General features: G+C 49.8%; 18 protein-coding genes, 1 tRNA gene and 5 pseudogenes. 10 read left to right on the top strand and 14 right to left on the bottom strand.

Annotated features, from left to right (window positions below; all coding sequences use genetic code 11):
* Positions 1 to 2: 2 nt before the first annotated feature.
* The 3 genes and pseudogenes from MRY16398_RS26315 to MRY16398_RS26300 form a co-directional block, all read left to right on the top strand.
* Positions 3 to 671, top strand: a pseudogene (locus MRY16398_RS26315) (IS3 family transposase); the annotation flags it as partial.
* 218 nt (positions 672 to 889) lie between these two features.
* The gene (locus MRY16398_RS26305; protein ID WP_063145811.1) at positions 890 to 1,966 is read left to right on the top strand and encodes an IS110 family RNA-guided transposase; all 1,077 of its coding nucleotides are present in this window, start codon (positions 890 to 892) and stop codon (positions 1,964 to 1,966) included.
* Between the two features lie 666 nt (positions 1,967 to 2,632).
* Positions 2,633 to 2,833 (top strand): hypothetical protein, encoded by a 201-nt coding sequence (locus MRY16398_RS26300; protein ID WP_032640629.1) that lies wholly within the window; start codon positions 2,633 to 2,635, stop codon positions 2,831 to 2,833.
* A gap of 3 nt (positions 2,834 to 2,836) precedes the next feature.
* Here the strand turns inward: MRY16398_RS26300 and MRY16398_RS26295 are convergent, their stop codons facing one another.
* From MRY16398_RS26295 to MRY16398_RS31340, 3 genes are all read right to left on the bottom strand, one after another.
* Positions 2,837 to 3,274, bottom strand: coding sequence for a MarR family winged helix-turn-helix transcriptional regulator (locus tag MRY16398_RS26295; RefSeq protein WP_032640631.1), 438 nt, complete (start codon positions 3,272 to 3,274; stop codon positions 2,837 to 2,839).
* A gap of 361 nt (positions 3,275 to 3,635) precedes the next feature.
* The gene (locus tag MRY16398_RS26290) at positions 3,636 to 4,430 is read right to left on the bottom strand and encodes a multidrug transporter subunit MdtN (RefSeq protein WP_125125486.1); all 795 of its coding nucleotides are present in this window, start codon (positions 4,428 to 4,430) and stop codon (positions 3,636 to 3,638) included.
* A 6-nt stretch (positions 4,431 to 4,436) separates the two neighbouring features.
* Positions 4,437 to 4,544, bottom strand: coding sequence for a YtcA family lipoprotein (locus MRY16398_RS31340; RefSeq protein WP_131820402.1), 108 nt, complete (start codon positions 4,542 to 4,544; stop codon positions 4,437 to 4,439).
* A 321-nt stretch (positions 4,545 to 4,865) separates the two neighbouring features.
* Here MRY16398_RS31340 and MRY16398_RS26280 point away from each other — a divergent pair, with 321 nt between their 5' ends.
* Positions 4,866 to 5,483, top strand: a complete 618-nt coding sequence (locus tag MRY16398_RS26280) for a TetR/AcrR family transcriptional regulator (RefSeq protein WP_063145809.1) — start codon at positions 4,866 to 4,868, stop codon at positions 5,481 to 5,483.
* A gap of 12 nt (positions 5,484 to 5,495) precedes the next feature.
* Here MRY16398_RS26280 and MRY16398_RS26275 read toward each other — a convergent pair whose 3' ends face one another.
* The gene (locus tag MRY16398_RS26275) at positions 5,496 to 5,939 is read right to left on the bottom strand and encodes a LysR family transcriptional regulator (protein WP_080460239.1); all 444 of its coding nucleotides are present in this window, start codon (positions 5,937 to 5,939) and stop codon (positions 5,496 to 5,498) included.
* Positions 5,940 to 6,430: 491 nt separating this feature from the next.
* Positions 6,431 to 6,658: a transposase gene (locus MRY16398_RS26270; RefSeq protein ID WP_125125485.1), complete on the bottom strand. Its 228-nt coding sequence runs from the start codon at positions 6,656 to 6,658 to the stop codon at positions 6,431 to 6,433.
* On the opposite strand from MRY16398_RS26270, the gene MRY16398_RS30470 reads away from it, so the two are divergent.
* Both MRY16398_RS30470 and tnpB (MRY16398_RS26260) read left to right on the top strand, forming a co-directional pair.
* A complete protein-coding gene (locus MRY16398_RS30470) occupies positions 6,651 to 6,893 on the top strand; it encodes a transposase (protein ID WP_145986171.1) in 243 nt (80 codons plus the stop codon). The genes MRY16398_RS26270 and MRY16398_RS30470 overlap by 8 nt on opposite strands.
* 230 nt (positions 6,894 to 7,123) lie before the next feature.
* Positions 7,124 to 7,251 (top strand): annotated as a pseudogene (gene tnpB / locus MRY16398_RS26260) (IS66 family insertion sequence element accessory protein TnpB); the annotation flags it as partial.
* Between the two features lie 45 nt (positions 7,252 to 7,296).
* Here the strand turns inward: tnpB (MRY16398_RS26260) and MRY16398_RS26255 are convergent.
* Positions 7,297 to 8,025, bottom strand: a complete 729-nt coding sequence (locus MRY16398_RS26255) for a LysR substrate-binding domain-containing protein (RefSeq protein WP_074147359.1) — start codon at positions 8,023 to 8,025, stop codon at positions 7,297 to 7,299.
* 35 nt (positions 8,026 to 8,060) lie between these two features.
* Between MRY16398_RS26255 and MRY16398_RS26250 the strand changes: the two are divergent.
* Both MRY16398_RS26250 and MRY16398_RS26245 read left to right on the top strand, forming a co-directional pair.
* Positions 8,061 to 8,690: pseudogene (locus MRY16398_RS26250) on the top strand (SDR family oxidoreductase); the annotation flags it as partial.
* A gap of 125 nt (positions 8,691 to 8,815) precedes the next feature.
* A pseudogene (locus MRY16398_RS26245) lies at positions 8,816 to 8,980 on the top strand (IS630 family transposase); the annotation flags it as partial.
* Here MRY16398_RS26245 and tnpC read toward each other — a convergent pair.
* The 7 genes and pseudogenes from tnpC to MRY16398_RS26210 all read right to left on the bottom strand — a co-directional run bounded on the left by tnpC (position 8,943) and on the right by MRY16398_RS26210 (position 16,183).
* Positions 8,943 to 10,390, bottom strand: a pseudogene (gene tnpC / locus MRY16398_RS26240) (IS66 family transposase). The pseudogenes MRY16398_RS26245 and tnpC overlap by 38 nt on opposite strands.
* 19 nt (positions 10,391 to 10,409) lie before the next feature.
* Complete coding sequence (gene tnpB / locus MRY16398_RS26235; RefSeq protein WP_063145389.1) at positions 10,410 to 10,757, bottom strand: IS66 family insertion sequence element accessory protein TnpB; 348 nt, start codon at positions 10,755 to 10,757, stop codon at positions 10,410 to 10,412.
* On the bottom strand, positions 10,754 to 11,410 hold the full coding sequence (tnpA, locus tag MRY16398_RS26230; RefSeq protein ID WP_063145388.1) for an IS66-like element accessory protein TnpA: 657 nt from the start codon (positions 11,408 to 11,410) through the stop codon (positions 10,754 to 10,756). Before tnpA ends, tnpB (MRY16398_RS26235) begins: the two co-directional genes overlap by 4 nt.
* A 561-nt stretch (positions 11,411 to 11,971) precedes the next feature.
* Positions 11,972 to 13,414: a hypothetical protein gene (locus MRY16398_RS26225; RefSeq protein WP_125125484.1), complete on the bottom strand. Its 1,443-nt coding sequence runs from the start codon at positions 13,412 to 13,414 to the stop codon at positions 11,972 to 11,974.
* A complete protein-coding gene (locus MRY16398_RS26220) occupies positions 13,386 to 14,447 on the bottom strand; it encodes a nucleoid-associated protein (RefSeq protein WP_125125483.1) in 1,062 nt (353 codons plus the stop codon). Before MRY16398_RS26220 ends, MRY16398_RS26225 begins: the two co-directional genes overlap by 29 nt.
* Positions 14,448 to 14,665: 218 nt before the next feature.
* Positions 14,666 to 15,913 carry a tyrosine-type recombinase/integrase gene (locus MRY16398_RS26215; RefSeq protein ID WP_125125482.1) on the bottom strand — a complete coding sequence of 416 codons (1,248 nt, stop codon included), beginning with the start codon at positions 15,911 to 15,913 and terminating at the stop codon, positions 14,666 to 14,668.
* A gap of 194 nt (positions 15,914 to 16,107) precedes the next feature.
* Positions 16,108 to 16,183: transfer RNA gene (locus tag MRY16398_RS26210), tRNA-Phe, on the bottom strand.
* A 182-nt stretch (positions 16,184 to 16,365) separates the two neighbouring features.
* Between MRY16398_RS26210 and MRY16398_RS26205 the strand changes: the two genes are divergently transcribed.
* Both MRY16398_RS26205 and MRY16398_RS26200 read left to right on the top strand, forming a co-directional pair.
* Positions 16,366 to 17,211 (top strand): AraC family transcriptional regulator, encoded by an 846-nt coding sequence (locus tag MRY16398_RS26205; RefSeq protein ID WP_125125481.1) that lies wholly within the window; start codon positions 16,366 to 16,368, stop codon positions 17,209 to 17,211.
* A 44-nt stretch (positions 17,212 to 17,255) separates the two neighbouring features.
* The gene (locus MRY16398_RS26200) at positions 17,256 to 17,852 is read left to right on the top strand and encodes a LysE family translocator (protein WP_172600719.1); all 597 of its coding nucleotides are present in this window, start codon (positions 17,256 to 17,258) and stop codon (positions 17,850 to 17,852) included.
* Here the strand turns inward: MRY16398_RS26200 and MRY16398_RS26195 are convergent, their stop codons facing one another.
* Entirely contained in the window at positions 17,853 to 18,428 is a 576-nt protein-coding gene (locus tag MRY16398_RS26195; RefSeq protein WP_039077853.1) for a transcriptional regulator, read from the bottom strand.
* Between the last annotated feature and the right edge of the window lie 29 nt (positions 18,429 to 18,457).

Below are 18,457 nucleotides of genomic sequence, written 5' to 3'. Positions count from 1 at the left end.
AGGAAGGCTACCGCGCTCTTGATGTCAGACTCCCTGAACAGTTCTCGATAATCGGGAAACTCAGGGCGCGTTATCCTGTGGTCACTCTTTGCCATGTGTTCGGGGTTCATCGCAGCAGCTACAAATACTGGAAAAACCGGCCTGAAAAGCCAGACGGCAGGCGGGCTGTATTACGCAGTCAGGTACTTGAGCTGCATGGCATCAGCCACGGTTCAGCCGGAGCAAGGAGCATCGCTACAATGGCAACCCAGAGAGGCTACCAGATGGGGCGCTGGCTCGCTGGCAAACTAATGAAAGAGCTGGGACTGGTGAGCTGCCAGCAGCCGACTCACCGGTACAAACGTGGTGGTCATGAACATGTTGCTATCCCTAATCACCTTGAACGGCAGTTCGCTGTAACAGAGCCAAACCAGGTGTGGTGCGGTGATGTGACCTATATCTGGACGGGTAAGCGCTGGGCGTACCTCGCTGTTGTTCTCGATCTGTTCGCAAGAAAACCAGTGGGCTGGGCAATGTCGTTCTCGCCGGACAGCAAACTCACCATGAAAGCGCTGGAAATGGCATGGGAAACTCGCGGTAAGCCCGCTGGGGTGATGTTCCACAGCGATAGTAATAATGCCGGTGTCAGTCTTTACCACCACTTAGTTTGCCGTTTAACCAGATTGGTGTGATTACTGATGCAGTGAAGACCTTCCCGCATCCTGACTCACACAGCGATCGACCTTTTGTGTCCTGCCCTGGACCCGTCGGTTGCCGGAAGCGCCTTCATGCGAGGCATCTCCTCACCGATGCGCGTGACTCAAGAAGGGCCTGACGGCTTGTCTCGTTACTGTCCTGTCCGGGTTATCTGTCTGGAGATTCAACTCTGTTTCCTCACAGGAGCTCTGTCATGGTTGATAAAGTTACCGAAGCTGCCGTTGTGGGTGGCGTGGATACACATAAAGATTTGCACGTTGCCGCTGTCGTAGATCAGAACAATAAAGTCCTTGGGACTCAGTATTTCTCCACAACACGACAAGGTTACCGGCAGATGCTGGCATGGATGACCTCGTTTGGGACATTAAAGCGAATTGGTGTTGAGTGCACAGGTACCTATGGTTCCGGTTTGCTTCGTTATTTTCAGAACGCCGGGTTAGAAGTTCTTGAGGTGACTGCTCCAGACCGGATGGAGCGACGCAAACGGGGTAAAAGTGACACAATTGATGCTGAATGTGCCGCTCATGCAGCATTCTCAGGCATCAGGACAGTTACTCCCAAAACGCGTGATGGCATGATTGAGTCCCTGCGGGTATTAAAAACTTGCCGAAAAACAGCAATATCAGCCCGCAGAGTCGCTCTCCAGATTATCCATTCAAATATTATCTCTGCCCCGGATGAATTACGTGAACAGCTCAGAAATATGACGCGCATGCAGCTCATCAGGACCCTGGGTTCCTGGAGACCTGATGCCAGTGAATACCGCAATGTAACCAACGTTTATCGCATTTCATTAAAGTCCCTTGCCCGACGCTATCTCGAGTTACATGACGAAATCGCTGATCTGGATGTCATGATTGTGGCAATTGTCGACGAGTTGGCACCTGAACTGATTAAACGTAATGCTATTGGATACGAAAGCGCTTCACAGTTGCTGATCACTGCCGGAGACAATCCTCAACGGTTAAGATCTGAATCTGGATTTGCGGCACTGTGTGGTGTCAGCCCGGTCCCCGTTTCTTCTGGAAAAACGAACCGTTACCGACTTAATCGGGGTGGAGATCGTGCTGCAAATAGTGCACTTCACATCATCGCCATCGGACGTTTACGAACTGACGATAAAACGAAGGAATATGCCGCCAGGCGAGTAGCCGCAGGACATACAAAAATGGGAGCAATACGCTGTCTAAAGCGCTATATCTCACGCGAAGTTTATACATTACTTCGAAACCAAAATAGGCAGGTCAACAGCATCCCGATAACGGCTTGACTCTTAGAAGGGCGTCCAGGGCAGTCATTATACGAGCAGGCAGTTCCGACAGTTACTGTGGCGATACCGGATCAGGCAGAGTATGAGCCGGCGCGGACTGAACATCATAATCTCAGAGAAGAGATGATGCCAAAAACACTATCTTACTTATTTTTGGCCTGTCTGATGTAACAAATTTCAAACAGAAATATTTTTTTTGATAGGCCCTACCTTATCTTACAGAGCGCTGATGATTGTAAACCATTCAATGAATCGGTTATTACAAAACAGAATAATAATTATTAATATAATTTAATATCATGGCCTAATCATTAACCAACCGCAAGTTACAGATAATGCATTCTATAGATTAACTTTTCATAATAGTAAAAATACGGGCATCATAAGATGCCCGGTAAGCATATTGCTTAAACATGAGCCAGAAAGGACGCTACCTTTCTGTCTTATCATTATATATTATTTTTCATATAAGTAAATATTCAGTTTAGTTTTGGACGGAATTATTTACTCATATATGGATTATATAAAGGCAGGTGATTATTTACTAGATTTATTAAATGCTAATCAACATTGTGCATTAGTTCACATTTTTTATTTTAAGAATTAACACGTGGGAATATTTTGCTATACTTCATGTTGATAATTTCGCATAGATATGGAGGATGTATGGAAAAAATGGGGGATTCTCTTCCGATTATCCTTGATAAGGCGGTTGACTTTATGGCATCAACACAAGCATTTAAAGAATATATGAAACAGTCTTCTGTATCAGAACATATTCCTGAAGATATCCCGGATGAGAAGGTGTTTTTTTATATACAAAGACTTAATTATTACAGAAGTATATACCATCCTATAGGGAAGTAAGTTTTATGAATTAAAAGAACGTGAAGCATTGTAAAGTACATCACTTAAGTGGATTAATTGCATTAACTGTTCCTCAGTTAGCGGTTCAATTAATTCATGAAGTTTTGCCATACGGATTTCTATAGCGATAGAAAGAATACTATCACCACGTTGAGTCAAACTAAGAATCTTGTCCTTTCTGTTTTCTTTGCTCTTTTTTCTTAATATAAAGCCTTTGATATCAAGATAATCTAATGCTTCAGTAACAGTCCGGGGACTGAACCCAAGTATTTCGATAATTTCTTTTGCCCTGCAATGTGGCGTGTGGGCGATGACGTCCAGCACGCGGAGTTTTGATAACGTCAATGGAATATTATGTTCAACCAGTGCACAGTTAACTTCTGTCTTAAATTTATGATGTAACCAGTTAATTTGATCAATTCCACGAGTTAAACCATTCATGTTGTACAAAGCCTCCTGCACGCAATAATAATCAATTTAATTATATTTTTTAGATGTTTCAGCAGTCATCTTAGCCCGAGTTGTTCTGTATCCTCACCGAGTGCTTTGGTCAACATGATATCCTCTGCAATCTGTCACGTCCTAATGTCGAGCTCTAGTAGCCAGACATCAATCAGAACCAAGTATCCTCTTCGCCATAACGGCTGAACAAACCGTGTTGAAAATGTGACTCAGCGCTTTTGCCAGCTATCAGTGCTGCTGTTACTTTCTGTCACTGTAAATTTGCCTTCTGTTCCAAATCATATAGTTTGCTCGAGTGAATCGCGACATCACAAATAGCATCAAGTACTGCTTGAGTATATTATTCGATTAGAAGTTTGGACCTATCGCCTTCGCGAATATGTTTCAGGCCCGTTTTCCGGTAGTTAGCAATGACGTACCAGCGTTCAGTATTGATGAGAATGAACAACAGGGGCTTCAGCACAGAGGTGAACTGACCCACAGTAGTTTTCAGTGATGTGACCCAGCCATTAAATGGGGCTCTGATTTCGGTAAATTCGAGGCCAAGTTTCGTCAGTGCAATCTCAGCTTCGAGTTCTGCCCAGTACGCTACTGGGGCATCAACACCACCAATTGGCCTAGTTTGTAATTTCGAGGTATTGAGTTCTGCTATATGAAGTCTGTTCTGATGATCTTGTCTTATCCACCTCATCGGCAGAGTTAACACCCTTTTTAAGCAGCGGATTCGTGTGCCACGTGCCTGCTCTGCTACAACTCGTGCACGATCAGCTATTTCATATGCAGATTTAGCATTATAAGTTTGTGCGCTAACCGTGTGCTGTGCCAGCATGATTTGCTGGTTTAGTGTATTAAGCCTAGCCTGGGCTACAGCCAGATATTGCAGATAAGGTTGGGACTCTATTTTTAGCAGTAAATCCTCTTTATCGATATACTGATTGTCTTTTATCGGCAATAGGATAATCCGAACACTGACTCCAGGAACGACATCAATGGTATCAGCATAACCCCAAGCATCATTCGTTTCCGGTCTGACCTGTGTACGAATAACCAGTGTTATAGTGGATATGGCTGCAAGAAACATAATGATCAGTAGCGGGTATTTATTGTACCATTTAAAACCCATAGCATGCGTCATTAAGGGTTATCCGAATAAAAGAAACCAGAAAAGAGTTGAAAGTATCAGTACCAGACATGGATAGCTGATCATCAGTGGGGATGAGATGATCCTGCCATTACCGAATCGAAACAACAAAATGTGCTAACGTCGTCGTCACTACACTTCCGATCAGGCAAAAAAACAGCCCGGAAAAGCTGCGCCAGAGATCACCAGCGAAAATAGCATTGAACAAGAGGATAAACACAGCAAGGGAAGTATCAGGCATAAGTACCTGATAATCAGTGGTGTCAGACGCTGGGACACGCATTTACAATCGTTTATCATTTTGATTCTTAAAGCTTTAACTTGAAAACTAGAATTAATCCTCTACTATATAAAACTAATTAGAACACAGAAGAAGCTAAATCTCAACTGTTGCTGAAAAAATGTTGTTTAGCGCGAGAGGCAAACTGGATGACTAAAAAGGCAAAGCAGGCACGTAGACCTACCCAGGTTCGGGGAACTGAGCGATTTGGGCATATCCTAGATATGGCGGCTGGTATTATTGCTGAAAAAGGCCTCGACCATCTGACGATGCAAAATATTGCTGTAACGGCAAAAACGACCATCGGGTCATTGTACCATTTTTTCCCCAGCAAAGAGGCTGTTATTCATGCTTTAATTGAACAACACGAACAAAACTTACAAGATATACTGGTTAATCTGGAGGAGCGATTTAATATTGATAATATTCAAAATAAGGATGTTTCCGTATTTATAGGTATGCTTTTTTCACCTTATTCTGATTACCTTCTGTCACGCCGGGACTATCTTCCTCTTTTGCAGTTTCAGGGGTTTAAATTCATGGAATCAAAACTCCTTGAGTTTATAAAAAAAACCTTACGTAAGCGTTATCCTAACTTGGATGAAAAACAACTAATAATAGAAGCAGACTTTATACATGCCATAGCGACAGGTATATTACAACAGGCTACTCAACGAGATGATAAAATGGCATTCCATTTCGTTCCGAAAATATTAATTGTTCTTACTGCCTACCTTAAAACGATAGAGGTAAATTATAATTGTTAGTCTGACACTTTATTAATGGTCATCATGTACAGCACAATCTATGCCTTCTTCTGCAAGATTATCGTTACGATCAGTCACCCCGAGTTCAATTTTGATCGCTGAGTGTAGCCTGAAAAATGATGGCAGAGCAGGAACAATGATATGACTGCCAACGCGACCCGGTACATCAACACGTATTGTCCCTGTCACTTCGCTGCTGGTATGCCTGAAAAGATTTTCCGTCTCTTCGATATACTGAACGGCAGTCTTGCAACGCGCATAAAAAGCATTACCGTCGATTGTCAGGGACACACTGCGGGTTGTGCGGTGAAAAAGTCGTGTCCCAAGCCTCAACTCCAGCTCCTGAACTACCGCAGATACAGTGGATGCAGGACGGTTTAACAATTCTGCGGCGCGGACAAAACTGCCATTTTCTGCCACCCTGAGGAAAATTCTGAACAGATCAACTGAATCCATTTAGGCCCATTATTCGTGATTTATGGATAGTTCATTCAGAACAGCATGCTTAACAAATAATTTCGGGACAGTAAGATGACTGCTCGGGGTTTGTCCGAATCACCATTCTTTAAGGAGCTTTCTTGGTAAGCGTCACGTTCAGCTTGCAACTACCCACATCTTTCAGTGGCTAATTCCCATCCGATTTGTATTTCGTTTAATCGTCGCAAGCCGCGCCAGATAACAATATTACCGGGTGGGTGCTTATTTTTATTCCCTGTGTATCCGCCTAACTGGGCAAATTTTATCGTATATTTTTCTAGTGGCGGCGATGACATGACTTGTGCTGTGTCTTTGATCATCGTGTCCAGTATTTTTATCTCTGTGTCGTTGAAAGCAAGTTCTACCGGCGCATTGGGCATTTCCCGGCTTAGCATTGTCAGCCAAAATATTCGCCAGCTCAGGATACAGTAACAGCATAATAAATTTGTCAGCCGTTCCGCCGAACCCAGTCAGGAGCGTTCTGCCTGACAACCGGACTTCATAACCTTATGGAAGGTCTCTATTTTCCAGCGATGACTGTACCATTCCAGTTTTTCTGTAGCCTCAGCCAGATTTGCCACTGGCAGGTCAGTCAGTAATTTCCACTCAATCCAGGTATCATTATCCGAATACTCTTCTGTCGCGATAAGTGCCGTCAGCTGTAGATCAGGCAGGATAGCCACACATAAAATGTTCAAACGTTTTCGTCGCACAGCTATTAACTGGCCATTGCCGGAGGAATACACGCCTGAGCGCCTCGAGGAGGAGCTTTACGCCTTCAATCTGGAAACGAATCTGCCTGTCAAAAAAGGCCGCACGGACTGGCCGCTTGAGTTCAAAATCCGCATGGCAGAGCTGAGCCCGCAGCCGGGGGCCTGTGTGGCAGAACTGGCGCGGCAACACGGCGTTAACGATAACCTGATATTTAACTGACGTAATCTGCATCGCCAGGTACTGCAGAACCCTGTCAGCATAGCCCCCCTCATTCCAGTCACAGTAGAACCTCTTTCGCCGCCATCAAGGCACAACGGGACCCTGTCGGCAGAGCTGACACCGGTCATCAGTTGCAAGCTGACGCTACCGGGTGGCAGTCTGAGTCTGACCGGGCCACTGACACCGGAGCTGCTGCGGGCGCTGGTCAGTGAACTCCGGGAGGGGGAACCATGATCAGCCTCCCGGCTGGCCCGCGCTCTGGCTGGTCGCCGGTGTGACGGACATGCGCTGCAGCTTTAACGGGCTGGCGGCGAAAATGCAGAACACGCTGCGTACGGACCCGTTCAGCGGGAATATAGTGTCTCTGTTCTGCTGCACGGTTAATTTTCATCTTTACTGAGGTTCATCTTTCCCTGCAGGAGGGGGGGAGCCAGTCTGTAAATAATCGTAAAGGGCGTGACAGATGCCGCCTGTTAGGATACAGAATGCTGACCGGTAGTGGTCTGGGACGGAACTCAGGCATCAGTTCGCATAAAATCCCTGATGAGAACTGGTCACTTACATCATAGGCTGGTATCTGGATGATCCCCATTCCGGCTATGCAGGCAGCAATACTGGCTTCCGCACTGTTAACCGTCAGAATGGTGTTAACAACGGTTCGTTTAACTTCTCCCTGATGTATCCATTCGAATAATTCTTTTCTGCCGGAGGTCGGTGAAGCATAGCCAACCGCATAATGTCTGCTGAGTTCCCCGGGAGTCTCCGGCCGTCCGGATTCAGCAATATACTCTGCCGATGCCACGTTAATAACGCTGAGATATCCCAGGCACTTTGCAACCATGCCGGAGTTTTCAAGCTGGCCCACACGTACGGCACAATCTATGCCTTCTTCAGCGAGGTTAACGTTACGATCCGTTACGCCGAGTTCAATTTTTATTGCCGGGTGGAGCCTGGAAAATGATGGCAGTGCAGGAATTATAATGTGGCTGCCAACGCGCCCCGGTACATCAACACGTATTGTCCCTGTCACTTCGCTGCTGGTATGCCTGAAAAGATTTTCCGTCTCTTCGATATACTGAACGGCAGTCTTGCAACGCGCATAAAAAGCATTACCGTCGATTGTCAGGGACACACTGCGGGTTGTGCGGTGAAAAAGTCGCGTCCCCAGCCTTGACTCCAGTTGCGGCCGTTAAGGCTGCCGGCGCGGAAGCCTATGCATTTCAGGCTGACCTGACGTCAGCAACCGCTATGGAAAATCTTTTCAGAGACGTCGTGGCCACTGTCGGTAAACCCGATATCGCCATCAATACGGTGGGCAAGGTGCTGAAAAAACCTATGGCCGAGGTAACTGAAGACGAATTTGATGAGATGAGTGCCGTAAACGCTAAAACGGCCTTTTTCTTTCTCAAAGAAGCCGGCAAACACGTCAGCAACAATGGTAAAATCTGCACGCTGGTAACTTCACTGCTGGGCGCATACACACCCTTTTATGCCGCTTACGCCGGAATGAAAGCACCTGTAGAACATTTCACGCGCGCCGCCTCAAAAGAGCTCGGAGATAGAGGGATTTCCATCACGGCAATTGGCCCGGGTCCGATGGACACGCCCTTCTTTTATCCTGCAGAGGGTGATGAAGCGATGGCCTATCATAAAACAGCTGCCGCCCTGTCTCCCTTCAGTAAAACCGGACTGACAGATATTGAAGATATCGTCCCGTGGGTTCGCTTCCTGGTCAGTGAGGGGTGGTGGATGACAGGACAAACCATTCTTGTTAACGGTGGCTACACCACAAAATAGGTCCAGGATGCCTCGGCCTCATCTAAATAACTGCTCGGAATAATAGATCACTCAGGGGGAACTCAGTCCGGTTTATGCGATCTGATCAATCGCTGAATATCCCAAATCACCAGCCGGACTGAGCAATGCCGATCATAGCACCCATACCCAGAACTGAACGACGCCTGATGCAGAAAACGATCCATAAAACAAATGACAAAAACCACGCCCGGTGACTCACTGCCATGCTGATGCTGCATCGTGGTGACACCGTCAGTCATATTGCCAGAACGCTCTGCTGCGCCGTAAGCGTACAGCAGAAGCCGTATTGACGAAGAGGATTATTCCGCTACGCCACGGTAGCAGTTCGCTGACCCGGTTGACCGGCCAGTCAGCTATGACATTGAGCACATGACGGATATAGCTCTCTGGATCCATACCGTTCAGTTTGCATGTACCGATCAGGCTGTACAGTAGTGCTCCGCGCTCACCTCCGTGGTCAGAGCCGAAGAACAGGAAGTTTTTGCGACCCAGGCTGACCATCCGCAGCGCGTTTTCCGCGATGTTGTTGTCGATTTCCGCCCAGCCATTGCTGCAGTACAGGTTCAGCGCGTCCCACTGCTTCAGCAGGTAGGCGAAGGCCTTCGCCGTATCCGAGTGGCGTGACAGCACCTTCATCTGAACCTGTATCCAGTCGTACAGCGACTGCATCAGCGGCACGGTCTGCGCTTTCCGGACCGCCAGTCGTTCCTCTGCCGGGCTTCCGCGTATCTCCGCCTCGATGGCATACAGCTCGCCGATGCGCTTCAGCGCTTCGGTGGTGACGTCGGTCGGCGTGCGGGCATGGACGTCGTGGATTTTCCGCCGGGCGTGCGTCATGCAGGCCGCTTCCGTAATGCGGCCGTCTTCGTACAGGGCGTTGTAGCCCCCGTACGCGTCCGCCTGCAGGATACCGCTGTACCCGGCGAGATGCTGCTGTGGATGAACGCCCTTACGGTCCGGCGAGTACGCGAACCACACCGCCGCCGGGAGCTGCGACCCTGCGTGGCACGACTCAACTCCACGCCCTGACGGCTGTATATCTCCGACTGACGATAGTGTGGCGTGTGCTCCGCGAACTTCGCCGTGACGATGTGCGCCAGCAGGCCGGGGCCGGCATAGCTGCGCTCGATGGGTTTTGACGGCATGGGGGCCTGAACGATGTGGTCACAGCGGCAGCAGGCAAGCTTAGGCCGCCGCGTTTCGATGACCTTAAAGGCGCTGCTGATGAGCTCCAGCTGCTCCGATACGTCGCAACCCAGCGCGCTGAGCTCGCCGCCGCACGCCGGACAGGCGGTCTCATCCGGAGACAGCGTGCGGGTTTCGCGCGGGAGTGAGGCCGGCAGCGGTTTGCGGGCGGAAGACTGGCGCAGCGGCTGTGGCAGTACCGGGTCATGCTGCTCGCCCAGCACTTCTGCCATCTCCTCCTGCAGGGCATTGATGCGCTCCTCTGCCTCGCGCACCTGGCGCTGCGTTTTCTCACGCAGCTTTTCGGAGCTTTTGCCGAACTGCATGCGCTGCAACTTAGCGACCAGCGCCTTCAGCCGGTTGATTTCGCTGGCGTACGCCGCCACCCGCCGTGAGAGCAGGCGGTTATACTCCGCCATCTGGCGGATGGTGTGCTGCTGCGTGTCCAGCAGCGCCCGGAGACGGGCATTTTCGTCGGAGAGTGAGCGTGCCATGTGCTGACTTTACTGCAACTCATATGCGCAGGCCAGGGCGTTCCGTCCGCTGCGGGTGCTTCCAGTTAATGCCTTCCAGCAGCATCGCCAGCTGAGCCGGCGTCAGATGCACTTTGCCCTCGCGGGTGACCGGCCAGACGAAGCGCCCACGCTCCAGACGTTTGGTGAACAGGCACAGGCCGTCCCGGTCTGCCCACAGTACCTTTATCATGTCACCCCGACGTCCGCGGAAGATGAAAAGGTGGCCGGAGTATGGTTCATCTTTGAGGACGTTCTGAACCCTTGAGGCCAGACCGTTGAAGCCGTTACGCATGTCGGTCACGCCGGCGACCAGCCAGATACGTGCGCCTGCAGGAAGGGAGATCACCGCTGACCTCCCTGCATTTCCCGGATAAGCATCTGCAGAAGTTCCGGCGTGAGTGTCCCGCGGATACGCAGCGTACCGGCGGGCAGAACCAGTTCGCAGCAGGGAGACGCTTCCGCAGAGGGGGGCAGCGCGCTCACCGGTCTTTCGGCAGCGGTCAGCGTCACGGGGAACAGTGCTGGCGTATTGGCCGGAGTCCCCAACAGCCCCAGCTGATACAGCCGGCGCCAGTTGAACAGCAGATTGTCATTGATGTCATTTTCGCGGGCAAGCTGCGCCACGCTGACGCCCGGCATCATCGATTTCTCCACCAGGGCGATTTTGAACTCCCGGGGGAAGTTGGGGCGGCGTGGCCGCCTGTGAACTGCCGGTGTTTCAGCAGCGGCAGGGGGTACGACGGGAAGAACGGACGATTTTCGGGAGGCCTGCCGGTACAGGCGTTTATCCAGGCTTCTGGCATCTACGCTGACCGGCAGAGGCCAGACTAGTCCAGCATTCTTAAAGCGAGCGAAGAGTTCGCAGACGGTGGTTTTGGGGATGCCTAACCTGCGACCCGCTTCTATTCGCGAAAGATTTTCATCAAAATGAAGGCGCAGAGCCTCAGTAATCCATGTCCGGTTTTTCACGCGATAATGTCCATTAAAAATGATGGACATTATTGTCCCGCAACGGGAGTCTACCGGACAGACGGTCTACATGAGCCGCTTACCTGCAAAACGAACCATTAATTTTTTAAGAGTCTCTAGGCCGCCAACTTCCGCTTGTGGAACGTAACGGACCGCTTGAAGAGGCGTGTGGTCTGCTAAGAGCTGTGAGTTCACAGTTTGACAAAAACATGACTAAAATCGTGGCTTGTTAAATAACAGGTAAAGGGATATTTATTTTTTGTTGATTATTATTACAGTTGTATCGGGAGGTTAACTAAAAATATATATTTATCATGGGTATAGAGTTTTATGAAATTGCTATCCTACCTCAGATTATTGGGCTGGCCTAATCTATAGATCAGGTTTCTGTGTCCTGAATTATATTTTCCATACAGGCATTCCTGTTTGCTGAGGTGACGGTATTAGGTCCCGGTCAAAATGGACTTCTGTTTAGCCACATGAGGACTGACTATCGTGAGTGTTGTCCGTTATCAGGGCCGAATATGATCTCTGATTGCTTCATTTCAGCCCGGTAGGATGCACAAGAACCCCGTTCGGTCCGAACAGGGCTCACGGGGGAGTCAGAAACTGTAGCGCACTCATAACCCAGGTGTAGCCAGACTGCAAGAGCGTACTGATCGACCAGAATTCACTTGCTGCTGCTGTGAGTAATAGCGTGACCAGAATGAGTACGATGACCGACGTTATTCGCTCAACCCGGCAATATGACTGCATTGCGGCATTAACGGGAAGGCCCGCCAGCTCCTGATAATCCTGTTCATCCAGAAAACCATATAACTTATTTCTCCAAGTGGTTCTGTTTTTTCCCAACAGTGAAAGGGAATGTCTGTTGATATAGACCGACATCCCGTATGAGATGGCGATATATAGGGCCAGTGCACAAAATGCCAGGGCATACACTTTTTGCGGACCACTTGCCTTCAGAGACTCCAGACTGTAACGAAGAACCAGCGTGCTGATAACCAGGGCCATATCTTTCCACAACGCGGAGGCCAGATCCCGCGACTGCTGTAGAATTTTCTGGGTCTCCTCCGCTAGGCTTTTTCGCAAATCGGCCAGCGATTTCAGGGTGTCTTTTCCCCCCGTCCGGATATGGGCCTTGTAGAGCAGCCTGGCTGACTCTAGCGCAGGGGGGAGCCGGTACACAATGCCTTCACAGAACGTGATACCCTCCGGCCATTCTCTGGCCAGTTCGCTGGACAGAAAGGTATGTTTAAGCTCAATTTCGTCCCCTTCCAGAAAAATCCATTTTGCCGTTTCCTGAATGACATCAAAGGCGGGCAGAGCTGCATGTTCTTCCCCGAAAGGGATTTTCCGTGGTGGTTTTCCGGACAATCCGACTTTTTTTATTTCGGCGGAAAAAAGCTCATTGACGAAACACTTCAACAACTCCCGGCAGGCGAGCGACGCCCAGAGCTTCATTGGTTCGTCGGTCATTTTATCACCGGATATCAGGAGCCAGGGGGCAATGGTATCCGGAGGAAGAAAATCGGTTGAAAAACACCTGATAATACTTTTTGTGAGGGAGACTGTCCGTACGGGGACGTTGATTTCACTTGCCTCCGGCTGCATCTGTTTCCATGGCACAACCTTCCACTGTTGTGTTTCAAACGATTCATTGACAAACAGGGCGTAGATACGGTGATACTGACGAAGCCTGGGATCCTGGAGTAAAAACGTGCGCCACCCTTCAAGGGTGAAGAGTCGCAGGATCCCGGGGATCTCATCGCTGATTATGGTGATAAAGTGCTTCTGACCGGGGACACCCTGTGCGGGGTGGATATCATCCCGACTTTCATCAACAAAGGTGATCCGAAGGTTTTCAGCATCAGTATCGATCACTTCTCCCCATAACTGAAGGATGTCATTATCCATGGTTCCGGAAATGAACAGTTTCCGGGTGGTTGTTTGCTGATCTTCCGTGATCACCAGATCAGATGCGCGGCGTGAGCAGTCAATTGCCTTACCGATTTTTTCCAGTATCGATGTCATCTGTCACCAGCCCAGCAGTCACAATCACTATACGTTTTCGCCCGTCTTCCATCGTTTCGATATCCGGGGCATTATCCTCATCGTAGATAACGATAACATCTTCCAGTGTTTCCAGCTTTCTTTTCCGTGGCTTAGGGATGTTCTCAGGGACGATCCGGAAAGATTCACCTGAAATGCCCAGGTCTTTTATTTTTCGGGTGAAGGATTTGACCAGTGGATGATCTTCTTCCATCGGTCCAAAAATCTGGTTCAGCAGGGAAAGCGGCTCATCGGTATTAAAATCCTGTGCCCCGTGATGTAACGTTTCATAAATCTTGTTAACACCGCTGCGTCTGATGTCGTCTGGCAGCATGTCGCGGTGCTTTTTGAAGACATCCTTAAGCGCGGCAACCAGTTTGTTGCTGAGGTCGGTTGTACTGTTGACTCGTTGTACCTGCAAAAAACGCTCAAAATAAACGGAGATATTGGTTCGTTTGCTGCGATCCCGTACGACAACCTGTCCACCCTGAGCATCTGCCGTCAGGCGGACCAGAGCAATTTTCTGCATGGCTTCCGCTTTCTTGACGAAGCTTTCGCGGAAACGTTCGAGTCTGGGGACCTGAAACTCGTTTCCTTCTTCATCCAGCACGTAACGCACCACATCTTCATTATCATATTTAATGAGAGCAAACAGTTTTTCATCGTTGAGGGTGTGAAGCTCAAAAAGAAAGAATACCCCCATACTGGCATTCTTGGTGTGATGGTGAGACTGAAAATCGTTTGCAAGAAAAGTGGACTGTTCGGTGAAACTACTGGTGTCGGTATCGGCATGGTTCCTGATGAGGCGCAGAATACGCTCTGTATTGGACAATTCCGTAAACCGGAACATGTTACCGCTTAATGCAGATTTAATCCGCTCGAGAAAAAAATCGACGTGTTCAGGCGGTGATATTTCACTGAGCAGCACGGGGATCTCCAGCTCTCCGCCAACGACATGGAAAATCATTCGTTTTATTGTCAGTCCATTAATTTCTTCATCCGTTAAAAAGCTCATAGCGACATCCCGTTATTTTGTGTCTTATATTATCATTAATTGCTGTGACAGGCTTTAACTTGGGTAGTATAGGTAATCCATTGTCCCTGCGTAAAATATTTCAGGACAGGGTCAGGTGTTAGTGAGCCTCCAATACCTCTGTGAAGAAAGGTATACAGGGAAAAAAATAAAATAAGGAAACATTCTCCCGGCATTTCTGCCGGGAGAAAAGATTATAATTATTGTCTGGCGTAATCGAAAGGTGAGACCGGCTTTTCATGGTTTGCATCCAGAAAATCCCCCCACCACTGCAGCATGAGCCTGCGTTCATCCAGAAACTCCGCTTTATGAATGTAAGCTGCACGTACGCCATTACGTTCCTGATGGCTCATCTGGCGTTCAACAGCATCTCTCGACCATAACCCTGACTCAATCAACGAACTACAGGCCATTGCCCGGAAGCCGTGACCACAGACATCGACCTTTGTATCGTACCCCATCAGGCGTAATGCGTTATTCACCGTATTTTCACTCATGGGTTTCCACGGATTGTGATCGCCAGTGAAAATCAGCTCATATTCCCCGCTGATGGCGTGGATCTCTTTCAGAATCTCCAGCGCCTGAGTCGAGAGTGGCACCAGATGCTCTGTCCGCATTTTTGAGCCACGATGGGAATACTTCACCCCTTCAATAGGTTTCCGCTCTGGAGGAATGGTCCACATGGCTTTCTTGAAGTCGATCTCAGACCATCTGGCAAAGCGAAGTTCACTGGAGCGGATGAAGATAAGCAGGGTAAGTTTAGTTGCCAGTCGGGTGAGAGGTTGTCCTCTGTAGGTATCCAGTCGTTCAAGTAGCTCTGAAATGCGATTTAAGGCGAGGGCAGGGCGATGCTGGCGTTTCACCGTCGTTAAAGCGCCAGCCATATCCACGGCAGGGTTATAGCTGATAATGCCTGACTGGGCAGCATAGCGCATGATTGCAGTGATACGCTGCTGAAGGCGGGCTGCAATCTCATAAATCTCTTTAGCTTCGGCTGCTTTAACGGGGATAAGTAAATCTGGAGTCCTGAGAGTGGTAATATCGCGTGAGCCGATAAAGGGAAAAACATGGCTCTCGAGACTTTTCAGTATCTTCTCACTATGTGAGGCAGACCATTTTTTGTTGCTCTTATGCCACTGACGGGCAATGTGCTCAAATGTATTTTCGACATCTGGTACGGCTTTCTTTGCTCGTTTCTGTTCGCAGGGGTCAATACCATCAGAAATGATTCTTCTGGCTTCATCACGTTTCTCGCGTGCTTCAGATAAAGAGACTACAGGATACTGACCGAGGGCCAGTGTTTTTTCTTTACCAAGATGGCGATAGCGAAGCCGCCAGTACTTTGAGCCGTTCGGATGGACCAGCAAATGCAGGTTGCCGCTGTCGGCTAGTTTATACGGTTTCTCATCCGGTTTAGCTGCCCGAATTTTGGCGTCAGTCAGTGCCATAGCTGGGTTCCTGGTTGATTTGAGGGTACAGAATTTTATCGAATCAGACTATACCCTCAGTTGTACCCTCGCAAGGGACTTGATGCGGGTTGAGGTTGATTGAGTCGGGTGGAGTTAAGGGATTGTTGAAGTGTTGATTTTGGCGGGCTTAGAATGCAAAAACGGACCTCCGTGGAGGTCCGTTGATATGAATTTGGTGCCCGGACTCGGAATCGAACCAAGGACACGGGGATTTTCAATCCCCTGCTCTACCGACTGAGCTATCCGGGCAACGGGGCGCATTAAACCCTAATCAATGTAATGCGTCAACTCTATTTCAAAAAATGCTGTTCAGTTGCTCAAGTTTGCGGCAGTCTGAGTGATTCTGCGCCACAAAACGGCGTATTGCACAAATCTTCCAGATTTTTTCCGCACGGGAGAGTAATGCTGTTCCCGGGGATTTCGGAGGCAATATGGCTAATGACTGGCTGGAACTGCGGCAACATGCGGACACCGGCATCGAAACAATTCGCGCCCACTTTGAAGGCCATGCGTACGATCCGCACTGGCACGGCAGCTATCTGGTGGGTATCACCCTCAGCGGAACGCAGGAATTTCATTGCCGCCGTGAGCGTCATCGCAGTACGCCGGGAGATGCCTTCTTGCTCGAGCCTGGTGAAATTCACGATGGTGACGCGCCGGTTGAAGGCGGTTTCACCTACCTGACATTCTACCTCGATGAAGCGTGGCTCAGTTCCACCCTCCGGGGTTTGTACGAGTCCGTCCCTTCCAGTTATTCGCTGCATTTTTCCCGCACGATGGCGCGCGAGCCACAGCTTGCTGGCGCGATCGCCCGGACCTTTCATTCACTGCACAGCGAAGAGATGCGCATTGTGCAGCAAAGCACCATGGATGATCTGCTCGGGCAGCTTACCCGGCACAGCCAGTGGCGCAAGCGCCTGCCGTCGCATCTGCAAAGCGCAGCGGTGGCTCATCGCGCACGGGACTATTTGCATGCCCATATGGGGGAAAACATCGGCCTGTCCGATCTGGCCCGCGAAACGGGTACCGACCGGTTTACCCTGACCCGTTGTTTTAAGCGCGAATTTCATCTCTCCCCCCATGCCTGGCTTATTCAACTGCGGCTGGCCAATGCCCGAAGCATGCTGGCGCGCGGCGAACAACCGGCGGACGTGGCGGCTGCGCTGGGCTTTGCCGATCAAAGCCATCTGGGACGCTGGTTCCAGCGGGCATATCGGCTATCGCCAGCCCACTACCGGAAACTTTGCACAAATCTTCCAGACGACATCCGTAAATAACGCCAAAGTCACAGGACGGAGAATAAGGAGTCCCGACTGTGAATATGCTCTACAGCTACCTGCCATTTATGTTGTTTGCCTTTGTGGCGTCGATAACGCCCGGCCCGACCAATATTCTGATCCTTGCCAGCAGTCAACGCTATGGCATCAGGGCCACGCTACCTGCGGTGTTCGGGGCATGTGTGGCAGCAAGCCTTATTGTGTTTATCTCCGGGGCGGGGGCAGGAGAGATACTGCGAGGGTATCCGTTGCTACGTGAGGGGATGAGTTGGGCCGGTGCATTGTGGCTAAGCTGGATGAGCTGGCAGCTCTTTACCGCCCCGGCAGCGGATCTGAACGAGAAGAGTGGTGAACCCTTTAGCGGCAAAGCGGCGGCCATGTTGCAGCTAATCAATCCCAAAACCTGGATGATGGCGCTGGCCGTGGTCAGTCTGTTTGCCCCGAACGGCGCGCATCCCGTGCGCGAAGTGTCATTTTTGTCACTGAGCTTCCTGCTCATTTCGGTGCTCTGCCTGGGCGCGTGGACACTACTGGGCAAAGCGGTAAACCGGCTCTTTCGCAGTGCGGCATCGCTGATTTGGTTTCAACGGGCGATGGCGCTCTGCCTGCTGATTTCCGCCTGGGCCGGGTTTATGCACTGATCAGGTTAATGCACCGCCCGTGCGACAACATGCAAAACGAAGAATATCTTCTGCGAGCTGTCGGGCGGTATCGACGTCGGTCTGGCTGCGATTGACCAGCATCCTGCTTAGACAACCCTCCAGCACCAGCTCCATCTGTTTCGCGACCATTGTCGGGTCGTCCACTTCCAGTTGGGTTAACAGGTCATGGGTGAAGTCGAAGGCCGCTTGCTTTTGCTGATCCGCCAGTTGGTGTATCGGATGGTCCGGGTCGGGGTAAAAGGTGCAGGCGGCGATAAACAGGCAGCCCGGATAGCGATTGTTACTAACGCAATCCGTCAACGCCCCATAACGCGCCAGCAATTTTTGCTCTTTTGTCAGCTCTTCATCGAGTAATAACTGCCTGCGCCAGATATCAACCTGCTGGCTGAGATAGCGTAGCGCATCATAAAACAGCGCTTCTTTATCCGGCCAGAAACGCAAAAACTCCTCTAACGGGTAGTCAATACGTTCCGCGACCATTTCTGGCGTGGTGTCAGCAATCCCTCTTAATTCAAATAATTGAAGTGTCTGGCTTAAAACATCTTCACGTTGCACGGTAAGTTCCTCCGTTGTCAGAAGCCTGC

Origin of the sequence: Phytobacter sp. MRY16-398 (assembly GCF_003925915.1) — a bacterium.
In the GTDB taxonomy this organism is placed as follows: domain Bacteria; phylum Pseudomonadota; class Gammaproteobacteria; order Enterobacterales; family Enterobacteriaceae; genus Phytobacter; species Phytobacter diazotrophicus.
The sequence above is the reverse complement of the archived record's forward strand: the minus strand, read 5'-3'. Positions and strand labels throughout refer to the sequence as shown.